Raw genomic sequence first — 22,677 nt, 5'->3', positions numbered from 1 at the left:
TTATTAAATGCTCTCTCAACCACAGTGATTCTTGCTCAATAATGAGGCCAGCGCTGTATAGAATCAACTGTATTAAGAAAACTAGGGATCATGATCTTTTTCTGATTTATGGATGCAAAATTCATGACAAGGACAGAGTAAAAACGGTGTTTCTTCAGGAAAATTAAAATTAATGCACTATAATAATTCAGTAATAGGCAATTAATGGAACGCCTTTTCAATAAAATTTTTTGAATTTTCAAGTGATTGGATTTTTTTCTGCAATGTAGAGGATATTTACTTGAATAATCATAGTTTAAATAGCCCCATGTCATGCGTTAAATATAAAAATTTATGTGAAATTCTTGATTTTCGAAATACAAATCTCCCTGATGTAATCGCCTATCGCTTCTTAGAGGATGGTATTCATGCCAAGACACTGACCTCAAAAGAGCTCTACTTAGAAGTCAACAAGTTAGCCAATCTTATCAGTGGGTATATTAAACCCCAGGATCGAGTAATTTTGGCGGCAAAGCCTGGCTTGGAATACATCATCGGATTTTTTGCATGTTTACGAGCCGGTGCAATTGCGGTTCCTGTTTTCCCCCCAGCCAATACTCAGATGGCTTTTCGCTTATTCCATATTATTCAAGATGCAAATCCAAGTCTCATGCTATGTGATAAAACTACGACAGGAGCGTTAAAGAAGGGAATAATTGCGAATCGCTTTCTGCCATCGAAATTTAAAAGGATGGCAGGCTTGAATGAAACCTATATCAATTTATTTGATATGCTAAGAAAAGCGCATATCCCTCTTGTGTCAACAGAACAGCGTAAAAAATATCCTGCACAACTGGCTCGGGCCAATCATCGTTCTCCACAAGATATCGCCTTTCTGCAATATACCTCAGGTTCAACAGGAAACCCTAAAGGAGTCATTTTAACGCATGGTAATCTGCTCAATAATGTAGAAATTATAAAAACTGCAATGAGTCATACCGAAGACAGTCATGTTTTTTCATGGCTTCCTCCTTATCATGATTTAGGATTGATTGGCTGCATCATGGAGCCACTGTATGCCAATATTACGGCAACACATATGTCTCCAGTTGATTTTATTAAAAAACCATTTCTTTGGATGATTAATGTTTCTAAATATCAATGTACGACAATCGCAGCACCAAATTTTGCTTTCGATCTTTGTGCCCGCAAAACAGAGGATGCTGTCGTCAAGGAACTTGATTTGACTTGTCTTGATACCGTCGTTAATGGAGCTGAACCTATTTCTATACAAACCATGGATCTGTTTTATGAGAAATTTAAATCAGCAGGCTATAGAAAAAAGACGTTGCATCCTTGTTATGGATTGGCTGAGGCAACACTCATGGTATCTTCAAAACTGTTTCTATTAGAAGCCAAAGTTATCAATGTCGACCCTTACCATTTTGGTAAAAATAAGATTACCGTAACTGCCGATAGTTCTGCAGGAGTTTCTTTAGTAAGTTGCGGTATTCCCCGCACGAATGTCAAAATAATTCATCCTAAAGCTCATACTTTATGTCAGGAAGATGAAGTTGGTGAAATTTGGGTACAGGGGGCATCAATTGGTCAAGGCTATTACAATAATGAAGCGGAAACCAGGAAAACATTTAAAAACCAAATTAAAGATTATGAAGATAACCAATATTATTTAAAGACAGGAGATTTGGGTTTTATCCATCAAGGTGAGCTTTTCGTTTGTGGTCGCATAAAAGATTTAATTATTATCAATGGTCAAAATTATTATCCTCACGATTTTGAATTTGCAGCGATGTCTGCAAACCCTCATATTCAAAAAGGATGTGTAATTGCCTTTTCTGAAAAAACAGCGGTTACTGAGCAATTGGTTTTAGTTGCTGATTTGAAAAAGAATACACCGGCTGAGGCCTATCCCGAGATCGTGGCGGATATGCAAAAAGCTATCTCATCAGGCTTTAATTTGACTGCCAATGCCATTTACTTAACGCCACCTAAAACCATACCTAAAACAACCAGTGGTAAATTACAACGTAAAAAATGTGCAGAATTGATTGAAAATAATCAGATTAAATATCTTTATTGTCATCGCGCTCCAATAACGGAGGTAGGGGCTGCTGATCAAAAAGAAAACTGGTTACTCGAGGTGCTTAAAGAGCGCCCTGACAATAGAAAAACGCTACTTATCAGTCATGTAAAAGAATTAATCGCTAATGTACTGAATGTACCAGACTCGACGGTTATAAACGCTAATAGTAACTTTTTTGAATTAGGGTTGGATTCGTTAATGCTTACCGATTTGGTTAGTAGACTTAATGAGAGATTAGGACCTTCTGCAGAAATTAGTTTAAAAGTTCTTATGGAGTATCACACCCCAAATCTTTTAGGGAAGTATCTTAATAAAGAAATGGCTCCTTTGCAGGTAACTGAGATTCAAAGGATATCTTCACAAATCTTATCTAATAAGGTTTTTAATTTAGATAAAAAAATATATCCAATCACTCACCAACAATTAAATTTTTATTTGAGTGATAAATTAGCACCAAATAAAGGGGCTTATAATGTATCGCTGGCATTTAAATTAAATTTTTCTTTCGATGCTAAAAAAATCCAGAGAGCGTTATTAAACGTGGTAAATACTCATCCGATTCTTCAATCTCACTTTGAAATTAAAGAGTCGCAGATTCTAAGCTCGGAGTTTTCTGAGCTATTTCCTGAGGCATTTTATACCAAAATAAAAGCGCAAAATAAAAATCTCAATCACATACTAGATGAAAATGCATTGGTACCTTTCAATTTGGAGAAAGGACCACTATTTAGAGTTAATTTGATAGAGAGTAATGATGAATGGTTAATGCAGTTAATATTTCATCACACGATCTGTGATGGCATATCTCTAAAGATATTTATTGAACATTTTCTAGCCTTTTATCATGAAAAAAATATTCAACAATCATTGCCTTATTCAGAATACTCAAAATGGCTAGGTTCTTACAATCAGTCTGTTGAATACAAGACAGCTGTGGAATACTGGAAAAATTTAATTTCTACTGCAAATCTGAGAAGTTATTTAACCAAGAATGTTAATTTAGAGATAGCATGCACATCAGAAACGATCGAAGAAGATACAATAAATAACATTAAATCATTTTGCGGCATAAACTCCATTAGCCTGCAAAACTTTTTTCTGTTTATTTATTATCTCGTTTTAAGTAAAAAACTTGATACTTTAAAACTTAATATTGGTACGCTTTTTTCCGGTAGAAATTCCAGTGATTGGAATAAAACTTTAGGCGTATTCGTAAACTTATTACCCGTGGTTTTTAATTATGACAATTATCCCAATGTCCTAACCGGAATTAAAGCTCTGCAAAATCAAATCGTAGAGTCCATAGAGTTTTCTGATTACAACATTCATGATCTAGCACCACAATTAAGTAGTCAAAAAATTGAAGCATTTTTTGAGTTTATATTCGTTTATCAACTATTTTTAGATGAAAAAAATAAAGACCAAAAAATTGATATTATTTATAAAAATAATGGGTTGGGACTAGATCCATTTGTATTTGAGGTAAGACATGGTTCAAAGATAGAGTTACTAGTGAAATATAACACCAATTTATTTTCTTCTACTGATATAAAAAAATTTGTAAAAGAAGTAAAAAGTTTGAGTGAGGCAATTGTTAATAATAATTTATTGGATACTGAACAACTATCAGTAAGTAAATTTGAATATCTAATTTCAGAACCAGAAGAAAAAAGAATTAGTTTAGTATCCACATTTACCATCGAACCAATTATATCCTTTATGGAATATTGGTTTAAACAAATAAATACTACATATTGTTTAGAGGTTGGTGAGTATAATCAAGTGATTCAGTGTTTTTTGAATAACCAGAGTATTCTTTATAAAAATAAGAATAATTTTGTTTTTATCTCCTTATATGATTGGTTTAAAGATGAAAATAAAATTGATCAATCAATAATTAAGGATTTGATTAATGCTATTGAATACTATGTAAGTAGCAGCAGCAATTTAGTCTTTTTATTTTTTACACCACCACCACCCAATCGAGAAAAGTCGAATAATTTTATCAAAACTGAATCTCAGATTAAGCTGCATTTTTCTAATGTGCCATCGATCTATATTAAGACTCATAATGAATTATTGAACTGCTATCACATTCATAGTTATTTTGATGAAATTACCTACAGGCAAGGTGGTATCCCCTATAATGATGAGCTGTTTATGGCCTTGGCAACCTATGCGGTTAGGCAGCTTGATTCTCTACGCCGAAACCCCAAAAAAGTGATTATACTAGATTGCGATAATACGCTATGGAAAGGAGTGGTTGGTGAAGATGGGATTCAAGGTATTCAAATTAACCAAAATCATATTCAATTGCAATCAAAAGTTAAGGAATTAAAAGACCAGGGCTTCCTGCTGGCTTTATGTAGTAAAAATATACTCGAAGATGTGAAGGCTGTTTTTGAGCAAAGAGACGATATGATATTAAGTTGGGACGATATCCTCTCAACTAAAATTAATTGGGATAATAAGGCAAGTAACCTTCATCAATTAGCAAAAGAACTTAATTTAGGACTCGATTCTTTTATTTTTATCGATGATAACCTCTTAGAATGTGCTGAGATTGAAGCATTATGTCCTGGAATTGAAGTGATCCCTTTTCCCTATGAGGAAAATGATGTTGCTGTATTTTTGGATAATATTTGGAGTTTTGACAGACCAAAAACGACAAAAGAAGATGTGCATCGCGCTGATTTTTATAAGCAAAATGAACACAGAGAAAACTTGCAGCAGTCGACTAAATCTTTGGACGAATTTATTCAGCAGCTTAATTTGCAGGTTGATATTAAACCAGCTACCGAGATGGATGTTCCAAGAGTATCGCAGTTATCTATGCGAACAAATCAATTTAATACAACATCAATTCGTTACGACGAAAGTCAAATATTCGGTTTTATTAAAAAAGATTGTTTTGAAGTCTATACTGTAACGGTCTCGGATAAATTTGGAGATTATGGTTTAGTAGGAGTACTAATAGTTAATTTTGAGGATAAAAAACTTATTGTTGACAGTATGTTGTTGAGTTGTCGCGCCTTAGGACGAGGCGTAGAGAAGATAATGTATCAAAAATTAATAGATTTATGTTGGGCAAAAAAAATAGAGAAAATCGAATTTAAATTCAAAAAAACAGAGAGAAATATTCCAGCAGAGTTTTTTTTGAAATCTATCTATACCGAAATAAATCATGAGGGATATGTTGTATGTCTAAAGCAGGTGTAAATTATGGATAATAAAAAAATTCTTGAATTGCAGAAAATGACTCCTGCCGAGCTTTTAAAGGCAGTGCGAGAAAGTAAGATAAATCAAACAAAAAATATAGTCACTCACGATGAATACGAACACTATATTTCAAATTTGTGGCGTGAAATATTTCCTGATGCAGACATGGATGTTCACACGAACTTTTTCTCATTAGGCGGTACTTCACTGCAAGCTGTATTGATGTTGTCAAAATTTAAAGCTAAATATGATATTGAATTTGATTTGGTTGAATTATTTAAGGCTACAACAATTGAAGCACAAGCCCAATTAGTGAAGGGTAGATTAACTAATAATTCACAAAAAACTGCCGAATTTGATTATCAAAAAGATCTCCAATTGGTCGAGCAGCTTGTATTAAACAACCCAAAACCATTTACTAATGACATTCACTCTATTTTGCTGACCGGTGCTTCTGGCTTCTTGGGAGTGCATTTGCTGAAAGAATGTCTTGTTCAAACCCACGCCGAAATTTTTTGCATTATTCGCAGTTCGTCTAAAGATGAAGCAAAAGCCAGGTTAATGCATTGTGCAAAAGAGAAAAAAATTAATATTAGTACTGCGGAAGAAAAAAGAATTCATTGCCTTTGCGGTGATATATCAAGACAAAAATTAGGGTTATCTGATGATGATTATGCTTATGTAACTCACTCTATGGATTTAATTATTCATTCGGCGGCCGTAGTCAATTTTGTCTATCCTTATGAAAATTTGCGTGATGCTAATGTTCTAAGTCTGTATGAATTAATCAAAGTTGCCTCTGTTGGTAAAATTAAACCACTACATTTTGTCTCCACAATAGGTGTATTTAATAGTCAATTTGATAAACAGGTAGAAATTTATGAGAACATGGGGTTGCCTGCGGAGGCCCCTACAAATGGTTATTTTCAAACCAAGTGGGTTTGTGAAAAGATGTGCGAGATAGGTATACAAAAAGGATTGCCAATATCAGTATACAGACCAAGTGGCATTACGATAAATACCAAATCGCAAGTAATGAGTGATGATGATTTAACTTTTTTATTTATGAAGTTATCTATGAAAATTGGCGGATTTGTCAATTTAAATTCTATTGTCGATGTAGTCCCGGTGGATTTTGTTGCTCGCTCGATAGTTGATTTGTGCGTCAACCATCCTTCTGAAAGCAATAAATATCATCTTGTTTCTGGTGAAGAATTAAGCCCGAAAGATTTAATTAATAAATTGCCCAAGTCACAATCAATTAAACTACTTTCTGCTGAAGATTATATTAAGAAGGCAATGCAGATCATTGCTGAGACAAACGATATTCATCTTAAAAATTTAGCTCCTTTATTTATTAGTAATTTTTTATCAAAAAATATGATGGCAAATATTCCGGTTTTTAAATCTACAACAACCCAAAAGTTAACTAAGATTGAGATACCTCATATTAGAAATACATTGCTATTAATTATTTATAAATTAGCCCATATGAAGCAATAAATTAATCTTTAAAGAGGATTGGTATCTCCCATTGATTTGGTGGTAAAAAAATAGAAATGTTGCACTATAATCAGAATGGCTGATTTTGGATTTTAATTCAATTACTAGGCGCCAGGGAGTAGTGGCCTAGTCCGAAGTAGAGTGAGTTAATTATTTCATAGGGATATTCAAATTTAGCTCGCGGAGCCAGTGTGAGATTTGTATGGAGCTCGAGCGAAGAGCGAATCCATCACAAAGCGAATAATTTAAGCAAGGAATGTTTAAATATCCATGAGATAGGGATACACGCTTGTTAGGGGGTGTTAATCTTGAATACTCATCATTTTAATGAAAAAAGCTCATCTATTGAATATAAAAATTTATGTGAAATTCTTGATTTTCGAAATACAAATCTCCCTGATGTAATCGCCTATCGCTTCTTAGAGGATGGTATTCATGCCAAGACACTGACCTCAAAAGAGCTCTACCTAGAAGTCAACAAGTTAGCCAATCTTATCAGCGGGTATATTAAACCCCAGGATCGAGTAATTTTGGCGGCAAAGCCTGGCTTGGAATACATCATCGGATTTTTTGCATGTTTACGAGCCGGTGCAATTGCGGTTCCTGTTTTCCCCCCAGCCAATACTCAGATGGCTTTTCGCTTATTCCATATTATTCAAGATGCAAATCCAAGTCTCGTGCTATGTGATAAAACTACGACAGGAGCGTTAAAGAAGGGAATAATTGCGAATCGCTTTCTGCCATCGAAATTTAAAAAGATGGCAGGCTTGAATGAAACCTATATCAATTTATTTGATATGCTAAGAAAAGCGCATATCCCTCTTGTGTCGACAGAACAGCGTAAAAAATATCCTGCACAACTGGCTCGAGCCGATCAACGTTCTCCACAAGACATCGCCTTTCTGCAATACACCTCAGGTTCAACAGGAAACCCTAAAGGAGTGGTATTAACACACAACAACCTACTTGATAATTTGAAAACCATGAAAAAAGCGGTTAATCATCAGGAAGACGGTCATGTTTTTTCCTGGCTTCCTCCCTATCATGACATGGGATTGATTGGCTGTATTATTGAGCCGCTGTATGCCAATATCACGGCAACACATATGTCTCCAGTTGATTTTATTACAAAACCTTTCCTGTGGATGCTCAATGTTTCTAAATATAAATGTAACACCATAGCAGGTCCCAATTTTTCCTTTGATCTTTGCGCTCGCAAGACAGATAGTTCCATTCTTCACGAGCTTGATTTGAGTTGTCTAGAAGTAGCTGTAAATGGAGCCGAACCTATTTCAATGAAAACGATGGATTTTTTTTATGAAAAATTTAAATCAGCAGGCTTGAAAAGGAATGTGCTTCATCCCTGTTATGGCTTGGCTGAGGCAACACTCATGGTATCTTCTAAAATGTATTTATCAGAAGTCAAAGTAATTAATGCTAAACCCGATCCATTTAGCCAAAATAGAGTCGAGTTAATAGACGATGTGATCTCCGGAATGAAGTTGATTAGTTCGGGCGTGCCGCAAACAAATGTCAAAATAGTTGATCCAGAAGGGCATACACTCCGCCAGGAAGATGAAGTTGGTGAAATTTGGGTACAGGGGGCATCAATTGGCCAAGGCTATTACAATAATGAAGCGGAAACCAGGAAAACATTTAAAAACCAAATTAAAGATTATGAAGATAACCAATATTATTTAAAGACAGGAGATTTGGGTTTTATCCATCAAGGTGAGCTTTTCGTTTGTGGTCGCATAAAGGATTTAATTATTATCAATGGTCAAAACTATTATCCTCACGATTTTGAATTTGCAGCGATGTCTGCAAACCCCCATATTCAAAAAGGATGTGTAATTGCCTTTTCTGAAAAAACAGCGGTTACTGAGCAATTGGTTTTAGTTGCTGATTTGAAAAAGAATACACCGGCTGAGGCCTATCCCGAGATCGTGGCGGATATGCAAAAAGCTATCTCATCAGGCTTTAATTTGACTGCCAATGCCATTTACTTAACGCCACCTAAAACCATACCTAAAACAACCAGTGGTAAATTACAACGTAAAAAATGTGCAGAATTGATTGAAAATAATCAGATTAAATATCTTTATTGTCATCGCGCTCCAATAACGGAGGTAGGGGCTGCTGATCAAAACTGGCTACTTAATATTTTGGATGAGCCTGATAATCGAAAAATACTGCTTATCGAGAAAGTTAAAAATTTAGTTGCAGACATTTTAAATTTACCTGATTTAGCTACCATGGATGACCAGACTAGCCTATTTGAATTAGGAATAGATTCATTAAATGCAGCGCAGCTAGCCGATAAATTACAGAATAAATTGCAAATTATTATCACTATGGGGGAATTATATTCCAACCATAAGATTGATAAACTAGTCAACCTTTTATTAAAGAAAATTGAACTGACATCAATTCAAAAAAAATCTGCCAAGAATTACGATGATTTTTCTGAGGAAGAGAAGGAACATGAATGCTCTGTCTTGCAAGAGGCTATCTTAAACCATTACTCCATTAATGCTGAACTATCGAAGTATAATTTATTCTCTTCCGTATTGTTCGGAAGTGATATCAAACGCGAGGAAGTTTTAAAGAACATTATTAATTTTATTGATAATAATGACACATTGAGAATAAAATTTTTCAAAAAAAAGGATACTTTCAAGTTTGTTTATACAACGCTTTCAAATTATGATGAATATATTCGTTGGATTAAAGTAGATGCTAAAGATTCGAGAAATACATTAATAAGGAATGAAGTTTTAAAACCAATTGATTTAACGAAAGACTTATTATTCAAGGTGGTAATTTTTGAATATAAAACAGGAGAGCATGAAGTTCTCTATATAGCAAATCATATTATCTCAGATCTGAGCTCAATGCTAATGGCTCAACAAGAGCTCCAATATCCTGATAACAAAATAAAAGAAAATTATTGCCAAGTGATATTTAATAACGAACAAAAAATGGAGTATGGCGAAAACTTTAGCAAGAAAATAAAAGAAATATGGACAAAAAAACTGGAAGGTTTGAACTATCTTAAGCTTCAGCAAAAAGATGCTAAACGGACTGAAATTTTTGCTACTAAAAAAATATCATTATGTACTAAAGAGGCAATGATGGCTTTAACAAGTACTTATCATACGACGGGATTTATAATATGCATGGGATTAATGAGCTTAATATTAAATGCATTATCCGCCAATGAAAAGATTCAACTATTGATTCCTTTAAACAAGCGCCAAAAGCATTTAGGAGGTCGTGCTCAAGGATTGTTTGTAAACAACTTACTAATCTGTCCTTTAATAGACTGGAATTTACATTTTAAAGAGTTATGCCACTCTCTTCAGCAAGAGTTTATCGATGCTCAAGCTAACTATTTTCCTGTTGAAAAAGTGATAACTGAAATGGGCATAACTCATAATTATTTTAATCTACCCATTGTTATTGGTTACTTAGGAGAAGATTCATCGGCCCACTTGCAATTGAACAATATTGGCTCAACAAATATGGGGCTTGATTTAATGATTTATTACACTATAGATAAGGACTCACAGTGGAATATGTTCATTAATTATGTTGACGAAATGTTCGATCAAGAAGTTATTTCTCAAATCAGTTTCTGCTTCAGTAAGATGCTAAATAAACTATTAGCGAATCCTAGAATAATTAATCGTGATTTATATCTGATTTTTTCTGCTAATAAATTATTACATAACCACTCAAAATTAATGCAAGAAAAATCAATTGAAGTGAAAACGAATATTGAAAGTAGTATTATTGATGATTGCCTTAAACTATTAATTAATTTAAAGGATAATTTATTAAAAATAAGAAGAGTAAATAATGAAAATATCCTGCTTTCATTGGGGAATTTAGGGGGCAATAAATCAAATATTTCGATTATTAATATTAATGAAATTATTAAGGATAGTCCGGAGAAAAAAGAGAAAATTTTGTTGCGATTGAAATTGGCTATCGAGCGTATTGTTGACCATGATAATTCTCTATTTAAGATTGGTCTTATTGGAAGCAAAGAGTTAATGAACTCTGATTTAATCATTAACTTAAAAGAAAAAGTTATGAACTCAAACAAGGCTAAGACAATATTTTTCCAAACAACAGCGCTTGGTGAGGAATATGAGCTCGATTTAATTAATTTAATTAAAGATATGGTGCTCGAAATTTTGACCGAAGTTGAGGTCTGAGGCTCCTCTATGTTGTTTACCTTGCATAGTTGCCACTAAAACGACTCGCACTAAAGGGTAACGGGTTAGTTATTACGTTATCCCCAGTTATCATTTCCGCAAGCAGGCGACCGGTAACTGGACCTAAAGTTAAACCGTGATGAGCGTGACCCAACGCAAACCAAAGTCCATCATGACGAGGAGCCTGGCCTATAATAGGAAGCATATCTGGTGTACAAGGACGGCACCCCATCCAGGGAGTTTCTTCAAGGCGCTTTGTAATTGGAAAAAGTTTACGTGCCAGAGGTTCCACTGAATTAAGCTGTACAGGTGTTTTTCGTGAATCGCGATGGGCGAATTCAGCGCCTGTTGTTAAGCGGATTCCACGCACCATTGGTGCCAGGACGTAACCATTTTCAATATCGAGCACTGGATGAACAAGTCTTGCATTTGGCTTTGTATTATAGTGCATATGGTATCCGCGCTTAACCGCTAATGGAAAACGATAGCCAAGTTTTTTGCTTAGCACATCCGCCCAGGGACCTAAGGTAATAACCGCAGAATTCGCTTTAATGTCACCTTCCTCTGTCTTAAGCGTCCATCCTGTTGCTAAGGTATTTGCGTTACCAAAGAAAAAACGACCACCAAGGCGTTCAAAGTAGTTGGCATAGCCTCTAACGAGGGCACAAGGGTCACTGACAGATTCTGCTTCAGTATAACGAAGTGCACCTATAAGCGAATGATCAAGGTCAGGTTCAAGTTGACGAAGTGAAGTTATATCGAGGGCGTCAAATTTAATTCCATACTCGGCCTGGCATTTTTCTGCGAAGCGTGTCTCTATATCTTGTTTTTTTGTGGTTCTGAAAACTTTAAGCCATCCTCCTTGACGAAATAGATGTCTTACTTCTGCTGCATCAGCTAGTCGATGATGTTCACTAACACTATGTTCAATTAGTGTTGAATAAGAGGAGGCGATCGTTTCATGGCGCGATGGATGGGAATTGAACCAATATTTCCAGAGAAAAGGAGCAAGTTTGAAGATTGATTTTAGATGATATCTGGCGTCTGGTGAGCGATTGAAAGCATATTTGATTAGAGAGCTAACATCCCTGGGGAATGCGTAAGGATATACGCCCTCTCGCTGAATTAATCCAGCATTACCAAAAGAAGTTTCACTTCCAGGGGCTTTTAGATCGACGAGCGCAACCGAGTGTCCGCGCATTTGGAGATGCGTTGCAACTGAAACACCAATAATTCCGCCACCTAATACAAAAGTATCAAATTTCATAGACATAGAACTTGCTTAGGATAAATAAATATTAATTTGAGCTTACAGTTTTTTATAGGGTGAATAAAGTAAAGGGCAAATTTTTCATGATGAAGTGATTAAAAATAATGAAAGAGTTTGTCTATACTTAAAAAGAATGGAAGCAGATAAACTAGATAGGGAATTCGCATGAAAGGAACATATCATGGAATTGATTTTGAATGTTCTTCTCGTAAGCGTAATGGCAAGTATGCGGGAGAATATCAACTCATTGTCCATCATGATCAATATACCTATATAATAAAAAAATCAGTAGGAAAAACTTTTCCTACTCCCAGGGAAGCAGAAATAGAAGCCATGGAGCTTGCTAAGAATCAAATTGAAAAGGCACTCTTTTAATTGCTGATTACTTGGATAGTTGCTGAAAGATTCTGCTAAGAGTGATGGGTAGAGATTTGCTTTGATAAAAATAGGTTGGATACGTTGATTTAAAATTTTTAGGAATAGCATTAAGTTTCTTCCTTTGCGCTTGAGAAATTAGTAGTATTGGCAAATTAATTAAGAAAAAGAGGCCGCTATGTTTCGTGGTAGTATTGTAGCCTTAGCTACACCAATGAAGGATGATACGGTTGACCTTAAGTGCTTGCGCGAGTTAGTTGAATTTCATATTTCTGCCGGAACACACGCGATTGTTGCTGCTGGAACTACCGGTGAAGCAGGAACACTCTCTCATCAAGAAAAATTGTTAGTAATTAGAACAGTTATTGAACAAGCTCACGAACGAATTCCTGTGATTGCAGGAACTGCAGTAAATTCAACAAAAGAATGTATCGCTTTAACCCAGGAAGCAATGGAATGTGGTGCTCATGCAGCACTCATTATGACGCCAGCCTATATTAAACCGACTCAAGAAGGGCTTTATCAACACTATAGCCATATTGCCCAGTCAGTTGCGATCCCCATAATCTTGTATAATGTACCAAGTCGTACTGCCTGTGATTTAATGCCTGAAACTGTTGCCCGACTTGCGAAGATTTCAAATATCATTGGTATTAAAGAAGCCACAGGGCAAATGACTCGGTTGCAGCAAATTTTGCGTCTATGCGATGGTATTGATGTTTATAGTGGTGATGATTTAACAGCAGCTCAATGGCTTTTAGCTGGAGCGAAAGGAGTTATCTCTGTTACTGCAAACGTGGCGGCCAGACAAATGGCAAAGTTATCAGACGCTGCATTTGATGATGATCATGCGGGTTGCTTACGCATTAATGAGCAATTAATGCCACTACATGAATTATTATTCGTAGAGTCAAATCCTATTCCAGTAAAATGGGCTTTAAGTAAAATGGGTTTAATGCAGGATGAACTACGATTACCATTAACATCGTTATCTGCTGAACATCATCAGTCATTAGAGCAAGCCTTACGAAACTTGCAGCTTATTTAATGAGGTAAAATTGTTGTGAAAAAATTTGGTTTTATAATTCTTTCGATGTCTCTTCTATCTGCATGTTCAAATTATGCCAGTAATGGGGAGTCTCAATATTTACGAAGTAAAAATGGCCCAATGGTGATGGTGCCTCCTCCATTAACCGATAGTAATATTAGTCATTTTTATGATTTGCCTCCGCAAAATCAAAATGCACGAGTAAGCATTGCACCGCCTGCGGATCCTGCAATTAAAGAGCAAGCTACATAAAAAAATTAAAGGTTGATGTTATGGAAATCGAATCAGACGAGTTAATTGTTATCCAGGAATTGTCTACGCGCATGGTCGAAGCACAAAGGACAATACGTATTTTGGACAGCATTAAGTGGGATGATTCAATAAAGCAAGATTTTTTTGCTAAGAAAGCACAATCCTTACCCAAAATTGATAGAGATTATTATCTTAAAAAGCCTTTGCCTTTTGATGCAAATGAAAAACAGGATGAATTTCGTTTAATTTTGCGTGATGCTCAAAATCAGCTTGGGCAATACTCACCTGTTACTCGTTTAATTAAAAGGCAGTGTGAAGAATATACCCGGGCCGTGCAAATGCTGGATTCTCGTGGTACAGCGGCTTTTTGTGAACTGGCAATGGAGCTTTATGGTAGTCCTCATGATGCCTTTTATTCTGGTGGTCCTCGATTGTCCGAGTTAGGAACTTTGTTATTTGATGTATTAACGGCATTGGAAGTACAACTAAAATCAGATGCGGATATAAAACGTTATACCCCGCAGATGGCACAAGAGTTATTGCAAGAGCGTCTTAGCCAATTTTTTGATCAACATCCGGGTAAAGTTACCGTTATGGTGAGCGATGATATGGTGGCTGATGCTTCTGCAGGAGCTGATTCAATTAAGCTAAGCCAGCAAGCCATGTTTAGTGATCGTGATTTAAAATATCTCGAAGTCCATGAAGGTTGGGTTCATGTAGGTACTACATTAAATGGGGCCATGCAGCCTTATTGCTTTTTTCTATCAAAGGGCTCTCCTTCAAGCAGTGTGCTGCAAGAAGGGCTTGCAGTAATTACAGAGATAGTTACTTTCTCATCGTACCCCTCACGTGTGCGTAAAATTACCAATCGCGTTATTGCTCTCGATAAAGTCAGACAAGGAGCAAATTTTATCGATATTTATCGCTACTTCATCGAGTGTGGTTTAACAGAAGATGATAGCTATAATCATACCGTTCGCGTGTTTAGAGGGAGTACTCCCGAAGGAGGACCCTTCACGAAAGATTTATCCTATGCTAAGGGATTTTTGCTGATTTATAATTACATGCGCTTTGCAATTAGCCAGCGTCGTATTGATTCAATTCCTCTTCTATTTACTGGCAAGCTAGTTCTTGATGATTTGCCTTTACTGGGTGAATTAAAAGAGAGAGGGATTTTAGCACCACCGATTTATTTGCCACCTCCATTTCGTGATCTGGCAGCATTGAGCGCATGGATGAGCTTTTCTCTATTCTTGAATAAATTTAGTCTTACAGAGATTCAAAAAAATTTCCGCTTTTTGCTAGTATAAATGCATGATTGCGTGAATTTACCAGGTAAGCCCCTGTCATTTGGATGACTTAGTCTTGTTATCTGCAAAGGGAAGATTGCACCATAAACCAGGAGAAAGATAATGGGCTTGTTAATTGACGGTCATTGGCATGATCAATGGTATGATACCAGCAAAACAGGGGGGGCATTTAAAAGAGAGCCTACTCAATTTAGAAATACCATTACCAACGATGTAAATGCTTTATTCCCTGCTGAGAAGGGACGATATCACTTGTATGTCTCTCTCGCTTGTCCATGGGCTCATCGAACCCTCATCTTTAGAAAACTTAAAAAATTAGAACATTATATCGACATTTCAATTGTTCATCCGCATATGCTTGCTAATGGATGGGAGTTTAAAGTAGGTATGGGGGCAACCGGTGATAATCTCTATGGCTTAAATTATTTATATGAAATTTATACTAAGGCTAATAGCCAATATACAGGCAGAGTAACTGTTCCTGTCTTATGGGACAAAAAGAAAAAAACGATCGTTAATAATGAGTCTGCTGAAATTATTCGTCAATTTAATCAAGCTTTTAATGAATTAACAGGAGATAAACAAGATTTTTACCCAGAAGCTTTGCGTGCTGAAATTGATGAAGCGAATGATAAAATATATAACGCGGTAAATAATGGTGTTTATAAATGTGGTTTTGCCACCACGCAGGAGGCTTATGAAGTCGCTTATGGTGAGTTATTTGCCATGCTCGATAGCCTGGAGCTTCATTTGAGTCAGCATGAATATCTTGTTGGAGATGTATTGACGGAAGCTGATTGGCGCCTGTTTACGACACTCATTCGTTTTGATGCTGTGTATTACAGCCATTTCAAAGCAAATCAGCAAAGAATTGCTGATTATCAATCTCTACAGCGTTACCTAAAAAAGCTGTATCACCATCCTGGCGTTAGTGACACCGTAAATTTTCTACATATAAAAGAACATTATTATTTCAGTCATACAAGTATTAATCCAACACAAATTGTCCCTATTGGACCAAGGTTATCTTTTGATTAAAAAAATATTAGGGCGGCATAATACAGTAAACTCGCATAAAGCCAAAATGGCCTTGAAATTGCATAATATGTTTAATATTTGCCTATTTTGGGTCGGAAATATGCCACTATTTTTCAAGAAAAAGGCTTTGGTTAATCCTGTGCTAATTGAAAAATTAATGGTAGAGCATCCCGATAAATCCTTTGCAACTTTTATAAATTCTTACGGTGAAAATCCCGCTCAATCACCGGAATTACAATCTCATTCCGGATTTTTATTAGATGCTTTATTAAAACAGAAAAAAAATCCCTTTATAAAAATATTCCTGGAAAATTTGGAGATTAATAATCCTCATCAATTTATTACTGTTGAGGTTTATCGAAAAATGATTGCTACAGGAGATAGAGAACTAATCGCTTGTTGTAATAAAGTATTAAAAAACTGTTCCAGTGAAAAGCATAAGGCCTTGGTCTTGTATCCGCTGACGACAGATTTATTAAACCAGGCACTCAGTCAGTTTGATGCTGGCTTACATGAAAAAGTGATGAGGGCATGGAAAAATGTCAATCTCGATGAGCTGGTTTCTTTAAATCTTTTTCTTCAATTAAACCCCAATAACCGTGATATTGCCCATTATTTTAAAGGTGGGCTTTTTGCTGTACAAGACGGCGGAGCATTGAAAAAGTTTTTCCAAAATAATTTAGCTGTGCGCGATCGTTCACATAATTGTAGCCATGTTTCAATTACACCTGTTCATTCAACACAAGGTGAATTTATTCCCGAATTTCTTTTTGGTGATCGCAACATTACTTTTGTGGGAGAAAAGCAGCGCTATAATCGTGATGAACTAACTGTCGACTCCTTCTCATGGTTTCAAACTGAATATGCCTCGATATTTGGTGAATCAGTATGGAAAAAAATAATCAATTATATTGTTCATAATGTTTGTTTTGTCATTTATTGGCTCACCAATAAAAATGTGGGGCCTTATGGCATGTCTGAATATAGGGAAAAAAACATACGGATTCTTGATGGAGCGGCAACAAATAATTATGCAGTGGCAGTAGATGAAGTACACCTGCAACAGATTAATCCCGTTAAATAAAAGAAGCTAGAGTGATTTATTTAACTCTAAGAAGTTGACCAAATTTGTTACTTTTTGATAAAATAATGAAATTTTATAGATTCTCTAATAGGATATTCCCATGGCTTTTTATCTATTTCCATCACTAATGTATCACCGCTATAAACGAATGTTAGCCGTTGCTCCATATCAATACGGCGATGAAGCAAGAGAAGAGTTAAGCTTAAGCCTAAAAAATTCCTATAAGATTTATAACTTATGTATCAAACAGTATTTAGGTTTTGGAGCATTTTTACAATTCATTCCGGGGACAAACGCAGCGAAAGCACGTAAGCAATTGACTAATGAATTAGAGCCTAAACTTTCAAAGCTTAAAGAGCTATTTAAACTCGAGCCTAGTGCAGCGTTCGTAAAAGAACAGTTTCCAAATACCTATTTTGCAAGACGATTTATACGTGCAAGTTTGACTTCCTATTATAATTTTGACGCATCGATATCAAATTTTTTATTTGAAAGTGCTCTGGCATTTAAACATCCAATGATTTCCTATACAAGAAATCTACACCTACCATTTTTAAAAATTATGAATTCAACACCTATTTTAAAATATTGTATTCATCCTTTTAAAGATAAGTGGTTATCTCCGTGGAAAATTATACAAGTCATTATCTTAAATTTGCTAAATCCTTTTCACTTAGCAATAGATACCCTAAGATTTGTACACGCTCTTATCAATAGAGTGATAGAAATAGGAACCTGGCCTGGTTCGAGTTCCTCTGTTCCAAGGTTATTACTTAAAGGTCTGGTCGGTTTTGTATTTGGCCTTGTTCAACTACCACTGCAAGTATTACAATTTCCTTTTGAAGTTCTTAACATATTTGTTTTTAGTCCTATGCTAAAGTTAGCTTCACACTTGGGGAAAAGTGTTCAGAATGCCTATCGTGATGGCAGGGAGAATAAAGCAGTAATCATAGAAACCGCTGAAGCGTTTCGGGATATGAAAGAGTTAAGACAAGCAGCTAAAGACAAAGATGCAAGCTATTCTATTATTGGTAAACAGACCGGTTATTCAGCGGAATATATTGGCACGACAAAAGAAAAACTTTATACCGATGAAGAAGGCGAGCGATTAGTAGCCATTCGTTCGTCGAGAAAAAAAATAGCATCCACTACCTCATTGCTTTCAATTACAAGCCTGTTTAGCAAGGAAGGAACAAAGGCGAAAGAGAATGAGCTTGCCATTCACGAAGCAAAAAATGTCCTGGGTCTTAATTAACAGAAAAAATTTATTATTTGTTGCAGAAAGATTTCTTTACCTGGCATGGATCCCCCTAGCAGACAGAAGGGGATTTATGGTTTAATAAGACCATTATTTTAATAAATTAAATGGTTTTGTCATGACCTTTGTTGTTACTGAAAGTTGCATTAAATGTAAATATACGGATTGTGTAGAAGTTTGTCCGGTAGATTGCTTTTATGAAGGGCCTAATTTTTTAGTCATTCATCCGGATGAATGTATTGACTGTGCTTTATGCGAGCCAGAATGTCCAGTTCAGGCGATCGTTTCTGAAGATGACCTCACAGAGGATCAAAAGCAATTTCAAGAGCTTAATGCTGAGCTGGCAAAAACCTGGCCCAATATTACTGCTAAAAAAGATGCTCCCGAGGATGCAAAAACTTGGGAAGATGTTAAAGATAAACTGCAATATCTTGAAAAAGAGTGGAAGTAAATTCGCTTGCTGATGATGTTATTACGCATTGTCAGCGTGTATTAAGCGAAAAGGGAAGGTTAGCTACCGCTATTCCCGGGTTTATTGCTCGCGCGCCACAAATTGCATTATCAACCGCCATTGCCAAAGCAATTACTGAGCAGGCAATGCTAGTTGCCGAAGCAGGTACAGGAACTGGCAAAACCTTCGCCTACCTTATTCCTTGTCTATTAAGTAATAAAAAAACACTGATCTCGACTGCAACCAAAACTCTGCAAGATCAACTTTTTCAAAAAGATCTGCCCATGCTGGTTCGGGCTCTTGGCCTTTCAATCCGCATGCAAAATCTTAAGGGACGGGCTAATTATCTTTGTCGTTATCGAATTGAGTTGCATGCCCAGGAAGGTCGTTTTATGAATCCGCAATCTGTCCATGAACTTTTGCATATTCGTGAGAAACTGCCGCAACTTCATGAGGGAGAACGTTCAGAATTACCAGAAATTCAGGAAGATTCTCCTGTTTGGCCTTATGTTACGTCTACCACAGAAAATTGCCTTGGCAGCGAATGTGAATACCACGAGACGTGTTTTTTAATAAAAGCTCGAAAACGAGCTCATGATGCTGATATTGTGATTATTAATCACCATTTATTTTTTGCAGATTCGCGTTTAAAAGAGAATGGTTTTGGAGAGCTTCTACCCGATATTGATGCAGTTGTTTTTGATGAGGCACATCAATTGGCAGAGATTGCAGCAAATTTTCATGGTGAACGTGTAGGGACGCGCCAGATACGTGATTTAATAGATGATTTACTGCGCGAATGGCCTATTCTTGATTTGGCAAATCAGCCATTAAAAGAATTAAGTTTAAAAGCCGACCGTATTGTTGATCAATTATTATTAGCATTACCTGCATACGAAGAGCGCATTGCTTGGAATTTATTAGACAGGAATAAGAATTTTTGCAGTGCCTGGGAAGAGTTATTAGCTTTAATTGATACCTTGCTCGATTGCCTAAAAAATGCAGATTTTGAAAGAAGTGCCGGATTTACACGTTGTTTAAAGCGATTAGAAGATTTAAAGCAACGACTGTTGACCTTTACCAGCACTGATAAAGTGCAGATTAGATGGCTTGAGCGTTTTAAACATAGTCTGGTTTTTCAGGCTACTCCTTTTGATATTGCAGATTCTTTTAGTGCCTTACTTGCAAGGCAACAGTGTGCCTATATTTTTACCTCTGCAACCCTGACTATGGCTTCTTCATTTGATTGTTTCACCAAGCCCTTGGGAATATCGAATGCTCAAACCATGACGTTGGCAAGTCCATTTAATTATCAAGAGCAGGCATTACTTTATTTGCCGCGTGATTTACCTGATCCTAAGGACGGGCAATACTACGATGCCTTATTGGAAAAAGCACTGCCTATTATAAATGCCTTCGGAGGGCGTTGTTTTTTCCTGTTTACAAGCCATAAAGCATTAAAATTGGTTGCTCAGAAGCTAGCCAATACTTTAAACTACCCCCTTTTAGTTCAGGGTGAGGAAGCGAAGCCAATCTTACTGGCACGTTTTCGTCAATTAGGTAATGCGGTATTATTAGGCACGGCAACCTTTTGGGAAGGGGTGGATGTTAAAGGCGCCGCTTTATCTTGTGTCATTATTGATAAGCTACCTTTCGCAAGCCCTATGGATCCTGTTGTGCGTGGCAAAATGGCTTATCTTAAATCTCGTGGTTTATCAGGCTTTGATGAATTATCGTTGCCGAATGCCGTATTGGCTTTAAAGCAAGGTGTAGGACGACTTATCCGAGATATTACCGATCGAGGGGTATTAATGATTGGAGATCCCCGTTTAACTGGAAGGGAATATGGACGTCTTATTTTTGCGAGTTTACCGTCGTTGCGCAAAACTCGTGAAGAAAAGACTGTATTAACTTTTATTAATGAATTAGCTCTAGAAAATGAACCTGTTAGCCATTGATACATCAACCGAATGTGCATCTGTTGCTTTAAGCTTAAATGGTGAAGTGAGAAGCATGGAGCAGGGGGCTCAACGTCAGCATGCTCGTTTACTATTGCCTATGGTTGAGCAATTATTAGCTGATTCTGGCTGCAAATTAAACCAGCTTGACGCTCTTGTATATGGTAGAGGCCCAGGAAGTTTTACTGGTCTTCGTATTGCTTGTAGCATTGCCAAAGGTTTGGCTTATGCGAATGATTTACCCTTATATCCAGTAGGGAGTCTTGCGGCCATTGCAGCAGATGCTTTTGCTCAATGTCAGGATAAAATCTCGGATAGTAGCGTTTTAGCTATGATTGATGCCCGAATGAATCAGGTTTACTGGGCACATTATACTAAAAACCAACATGAAGCTGATGAATTTGTCACCGATGCTTCTACATTAAATTTTCTTGAAGATTGTCCGCTAGTTATCGCAGGAGTTGGCTTGGAACCTTATTTGGGGCAATTACCAAAATCGATTCAAACAAGGGTTGTGAAGCAGCTCGTTATCCATCCACACGCCCGAACCATGATTCGCTTAGCATTAAGTGGTAATATAAACGCCATTAGTGCGGATCAAGCGCTACCCGTCTATGTGCGCAATCAAATAACGCAAGGAGAGTTTCGTGGATAAGCGATTGCTTGAAATTTTGGTTTGTCCGTTATGTAAAGGCAAATTAATTTTTAAAGAAAATGAATTAATTTGCGCGTTTGATCGTTTGGCTTACCCCATCCGTGATGGTATACCCATTATGCTTGAACAAGAAGCACGCTTGATTCCTTTAGAGGAAAAAGAAAAATTATGAATCAAGAATTTCATGTAATTATTCCCGCACGTTATCAATCAACACGCTTGCCAGGTAAGCTGATGATGGAAATTGAGGGTCTTACTGTCATTCAGCGTGTTTATCAACAAGCGCTCAAGGCTAATCCGAAATCCATTATCATTGCCACGGATAGTTCGGTGATTGCCGAACATGCAACAAGCTTTGGCGCATCAGTTAAAATGACTGCAGCCAGTCATCAAACGGGAACAGATAGAATTGCAGAAGTTATTGTTAATGGCCAATTCGAAGCCCATGAAGTTATCGTAAATGTGCAAGGCGATGAACCTTTTATTGCTCCTGAATTAATCTCGCAGGTTGCAAAAAGTTTACATCACTCACAAACGTTTATTGCCACATTATGTTGGCCACTGGAGAATACTCAACAACTTCATAATCCTAATATTGTTAAGGTAGTGCGTGATCATGAGCAAAATGCGCTTTATTTTTCTAGAAGTGCTATTCCAGTCAATCGCGACAATCCTAAGAATATTCAACTGGCTTTTCGCCATATTGGTTTATATGCCTATCGTGCTGGTTTTTTACTTGATTTTGTAAAATGGCCCGTATGTGAGTTAGAACGTTGTGAAGCCTTGGAGCAGCTTCGCGTTCTATGGGCTGGCCATAAAATTAAAGTGGAAGAGGCTTGTACCGAGCCTTTGCAAGATATTAATACCCAAGAAGATCTGCTCTTGGCTCGAAAGTTAATTTCCCAGCTATCGCCAGTCTAGAGCACAGCAAATTACAAAATCTGTCATGC

General features: G+C 36.5%; 16 protein-coding genes. 15 read left to right on the top strand and 1 reads right to left on the bottom strand.

The features are described 5' to 3' along the window. The first annotated feature begins 307 nt into the window (after positions 1 to 307). From PXX05_RS09365 to PXX05_RS09355, 3 genes are all read left to right on the top strand, one after another. Positions 308 to 5,302, top strand: coding sequence for an HAD-IIIC family phosphatase (locus PXX05_RS09365; RefSeq protein WP_275087961.1), 4,995 nt, complete (start codon positions 308 to 310; stop codon positions 5,300 to 5,302). A 3-nt stretch (positions 5,303 to 5,305) separates the two neighbouring features. Then, positions 5,306 to 6,805 carry a thioester reductase domain-containing protein gene (locus PXX05_RS09360; RefSeq protein ID WP_275087960.1) on the top strand — a complete coding sequence of 500 codons (1,500 nt, stop codon included), beginning with the start codon at positions 5,306 to 5,308 and terminating at the stop codon, positions 6,803 to 6,805. A gap of 308 nt (positions 6,806 to 7,113) precedes the next feature. Beyond that, positions 7,114 to 11,028, top strand: a complete 3,915-nt coding sequence (locus tag PXX05_RS09355) for an AMP-binding protein (protein ID WP_275087959.1) — start codon at positions 7,114 to 7,116, stop codon at positions 11,026 to 11,028. Between the two features lie 16 nt (positions 11,029 to 11,044). On the opposite strand, the gene PXX05_RS09350 is transcribed toward PXX05_RS09355, so the two are convergent. Further along, positions 11,045 to 12,301 carry an NAD(P)/FAD-dependent oxidoreductase gene (locus PXX05_RS09350; RefSeq protein ID WP_275087958.1) on the bottom strand — a complete coding sequence of 419 codons (1,257 nt, stop codon included), beginning with the start codon at positions 12,299 to 12,301 and terminating at the stop codon, positions 11,045 to 11,047. A 162-nt stretch (positions 12,302 to 12,463) separates the two neighbouring features. On the opposite strand from PXX05_RS09350, the gene PXX05_RS09345 reads away from it, so the two are divergent. The 12 genes from PXX05_RS09345 (at position 12,464) to kdsB (ending at position 22,648) form a co-directional block, all read left to right on the top strand. After that, on the top strand, positions 12,464 to 12,673 hold the full coding sequence (locus PXX05_RS09345; protein ID WP_275087957.1) for a hypothetical protein: 210 nt from the start codon (positions 12,464 to 12,466) through the stop codon (positions 12,671 to 12,673). Positions 12,674 to 12,851: 178 nt separating this feature from the next. After that, positions 12,852 to 13,721 (top strand): 4-hydroxy-tetrahydrodipicolinate synthase, encoded by an 870-nt coding sequence (gene dapA / locus PXX05_RS09340; RefSeq protein WP_275087956.1) that lies wholly within the window; start codon positions 12,852 to 12,854, stop codon positions 13,719 to 13,721. A gap of 15 nt (positions 13,722 to 13,736) precedes the next feature. Beyond that, the gene (locus tag PXX05_RS09335) at positions 13,737 to 13,973 is read left to right on the top strand and encodes a hypothetical protein (protein WP_275087955.1); all 237 of its coding nucleotides are present in this window, start codon (positions 13,737 to 13,739) and stop codon (positions 13,971 to 13,973) included. Positions 13,974 to 13,993: 20 nt separating this feature from the next. Continuing rightward, positions 13,994 to 15,283 (top strand): flavohemoglobin expression-modulating QEGLA motif protein, encoded by a 1,290-nt coding sequence (locus PXX05_RS09330; protein ID WP_275087954.1) that lies wholly within the window; start codon positions 13,994 to 13,996, stop codon positions 15,281 to 15,283. Positions 15,284 to 15,385: 102 nt separating this feature from the next. Further along, on the top strand, positions 15,386 to 16,321 hold the full coding sequence (locus PXX05_RS09325; protein ID WP_275087953.1) for a glutathione S-transferase family protein: 936 nt from the start codon (positions 15,386 to 15,388) through the stop codon (positions 16,319 to 16,321). A gap of 100 nt (positions 16,322 to 16,421) precedes the next feature. Beyond that, positions 16,422 to 17,405 (top strand): hypothetical protein, encoded by a 984-nt coding sequence (locus PXX05_RS09320; RefSeq protein WP_275087952.1) that lies wholly within the window; start codon positions 16,422 to 16,424, stop codon positions 17,403 to 17,405. A gap of 100 nt (positions 17,406 to 17,505) precedes the next feature. Continuing rightward, entirely contained in the window at positions 17,506 to 18,660 is a 1,155-nt protein-coding gene (locus tag PXX05_RS09315) for a hypothetical protein (RefSeq protein ID WP_275087951.1), read from the top strand. Positions 18,661 to 18,781: 121 nt separating this feature from the next. Then, positions 18,782 to 19,114, top strand: coding sequence for a ferredoxin FdxA (gene fdxA / locus PXX05_RS09310; protein ID WP_275087950.1), 333 nt, complete (start codon positions 18,782 to 18,784; stop codon positions 19,112 to 19,114). Then, on the top strand, positions 19,105 to 21,072 hold the full coding sequence (locus PXX05_RS09305) for a DNA repair helicase YoaA (protein ID WP_476737575.1): 1,968 nt from the start codon (positions 19,105 to 19,107) through the stop codon (positions 21,070 to 21,072). Before fdxA ends, PXX05_RS09305 begins: the two co-directional genes overlap by 10 nt. Then, positions 21,053 to 21,727 carry a tRNA (adenosine(37)-N6)-threonylcarbamoyltransferase complex dimerization subunit type 1 TsaB gene (gene tsaB / locus PXX05_RS09300; protein ID WP_275087949.1) on the top strand — a complete coding sequence of 225 codons (675 nt, stop codon included), beginning with the start codon at positions 21,053 to 21,055 and terminating at the stop codon, positions 21,725 to 21,727. Before PXX05_RS09305 ends, tsaB begins: the two co-directional genes overlap by 20 nt. Beyond that, positions 21,720 to 21,899 (top strand): Trm112 family protein, encoded by a 180-nt coding sequence (locus PXX05_RS09295; protein ID WP_275087948.1) that lies wholly within the window; start codon positions 21,720 to 21,722, stop codon positions 21,897 to 21,899. Before tsaB ends, PXX05_RS09295 begins: the two co-directional genes overlap by 8 nt. Then, entirely contained in the window at positions 21,896 to 22,648 is a 753-nt protein-coding gene (gene kdsB, locus PXX05_RS09290) for a 3-deoxy-manno-octulosonate cytidylyltransferase (protein ID WP_275087947.1), read from the top strand. The genes PXX05_RS09295 and kdsB overlap by 4 nt, the downstream gene beginning before the upstream one ends. The last annotated feature ends 29 nt before the right edge of the window (positions 22,649 to 22,677 follow it).

Origin of the sequence: Legionella cardiaca, from assembly GCF_029026145.1 — a bacterium.
Taxonomy (GTDB): domain Bacteria; phylum Pseudomonadota; class Gammaproteobacteria; order Legionellales; family Legionellaceae; genus Tatlockia; species Tatlockia cardiaca.
This window is presented reverse-complemented; position numbering and strand designations above follow the sequence as displayed.

What these genes read in the sequence shown, in the direction of transcription:
- kdsB (WP_275087947.1), top strand. Translation starts at nt 21,896, where the DNA reads ATGAATCAAGAATTTCATGTAATTATTCCCGCACGTTATCAATCAACA.
- fdxA (WP_275087950.1), top strand. Translation starts at nt 18,782, where the DNA reads ATGACCTTTGTTGTTACTGAAAGTTGCATTAAATGTAAATATACGGAT.
- PXX05_RS09315 (WP_275087951.1), top strand. Translation starts at nt 17,506, where the DNA reads ATGGCTTTTTATCTATTTCCATCACTAATGTATCACCGCTATAAACGA.
- PXX05_RS09365 (WP_275087961.1), top strand. Translation starts at nt 308, where the DNA reads ATGTCATGCGTTAAATATAAAAATTTATGTGAAATTCTTGATTTTCGA.
- PXX05_RS09325 (WP_275087953.1), top strand. Translation starts at nt 15,386, where the DNA reads ATGGGCTTGTTAATTGACGGTCATTGGCATGATCAATGGTATGATACC.
- PXX05_RS09320 (WP_275087952.1), top strand. Translation starts at nt 16,422, where the DNA reads ATGCCACTATTTTTCAAGAAAAAGGCTTTGGTTAATCCTGTGCTAATT.
- PXX05_RS09360 (WP_275087960.1), top strand. Translation starts at nt 5,306, where the DNA reads ATGGATAATAAAAAAATTCTTGAATTGCAGAAAATGACTCCTGCCGAG.
- PXX05_RS09345 (WP_275087957.1), top strand. Translation starts at nt 12,464, where the DNA reads ATGAAAGGAACATATCATGGAATTGATTTTGAATGTTCTTCTCGTAAG.
- tsaB (WP_275087949.1), top strand. Translation starts at nt 21,053, where the DNA reads ATGAACCTGTTAGCCATTGATACATCAACCGAATGTGCATCTGTTGCT.
- PXX05_RS09330 (WP_275087954.1), top strand. Translation starts at nt 13,994, where the DNA reads ATGGAAATCGAATCAGACGAGTTAATTGTTATCCAGGAATTGTCTACG.
- dapA (WP_275087956.1), top strand. Translation starts at nt 12,852, where the DNA reads ATGTTTCGTGGTAGTATTGTAGCCTTAGCTACACCAATGAAGGATGAT.
- PXX05_RS09350 (WP_275087958.1), bottom strand. Translation starts at nt 12,301, where the DNA reads ATGTCTATGAAATTTGATACTTTTGTATTAGGTGGCGGAATTATTGGT.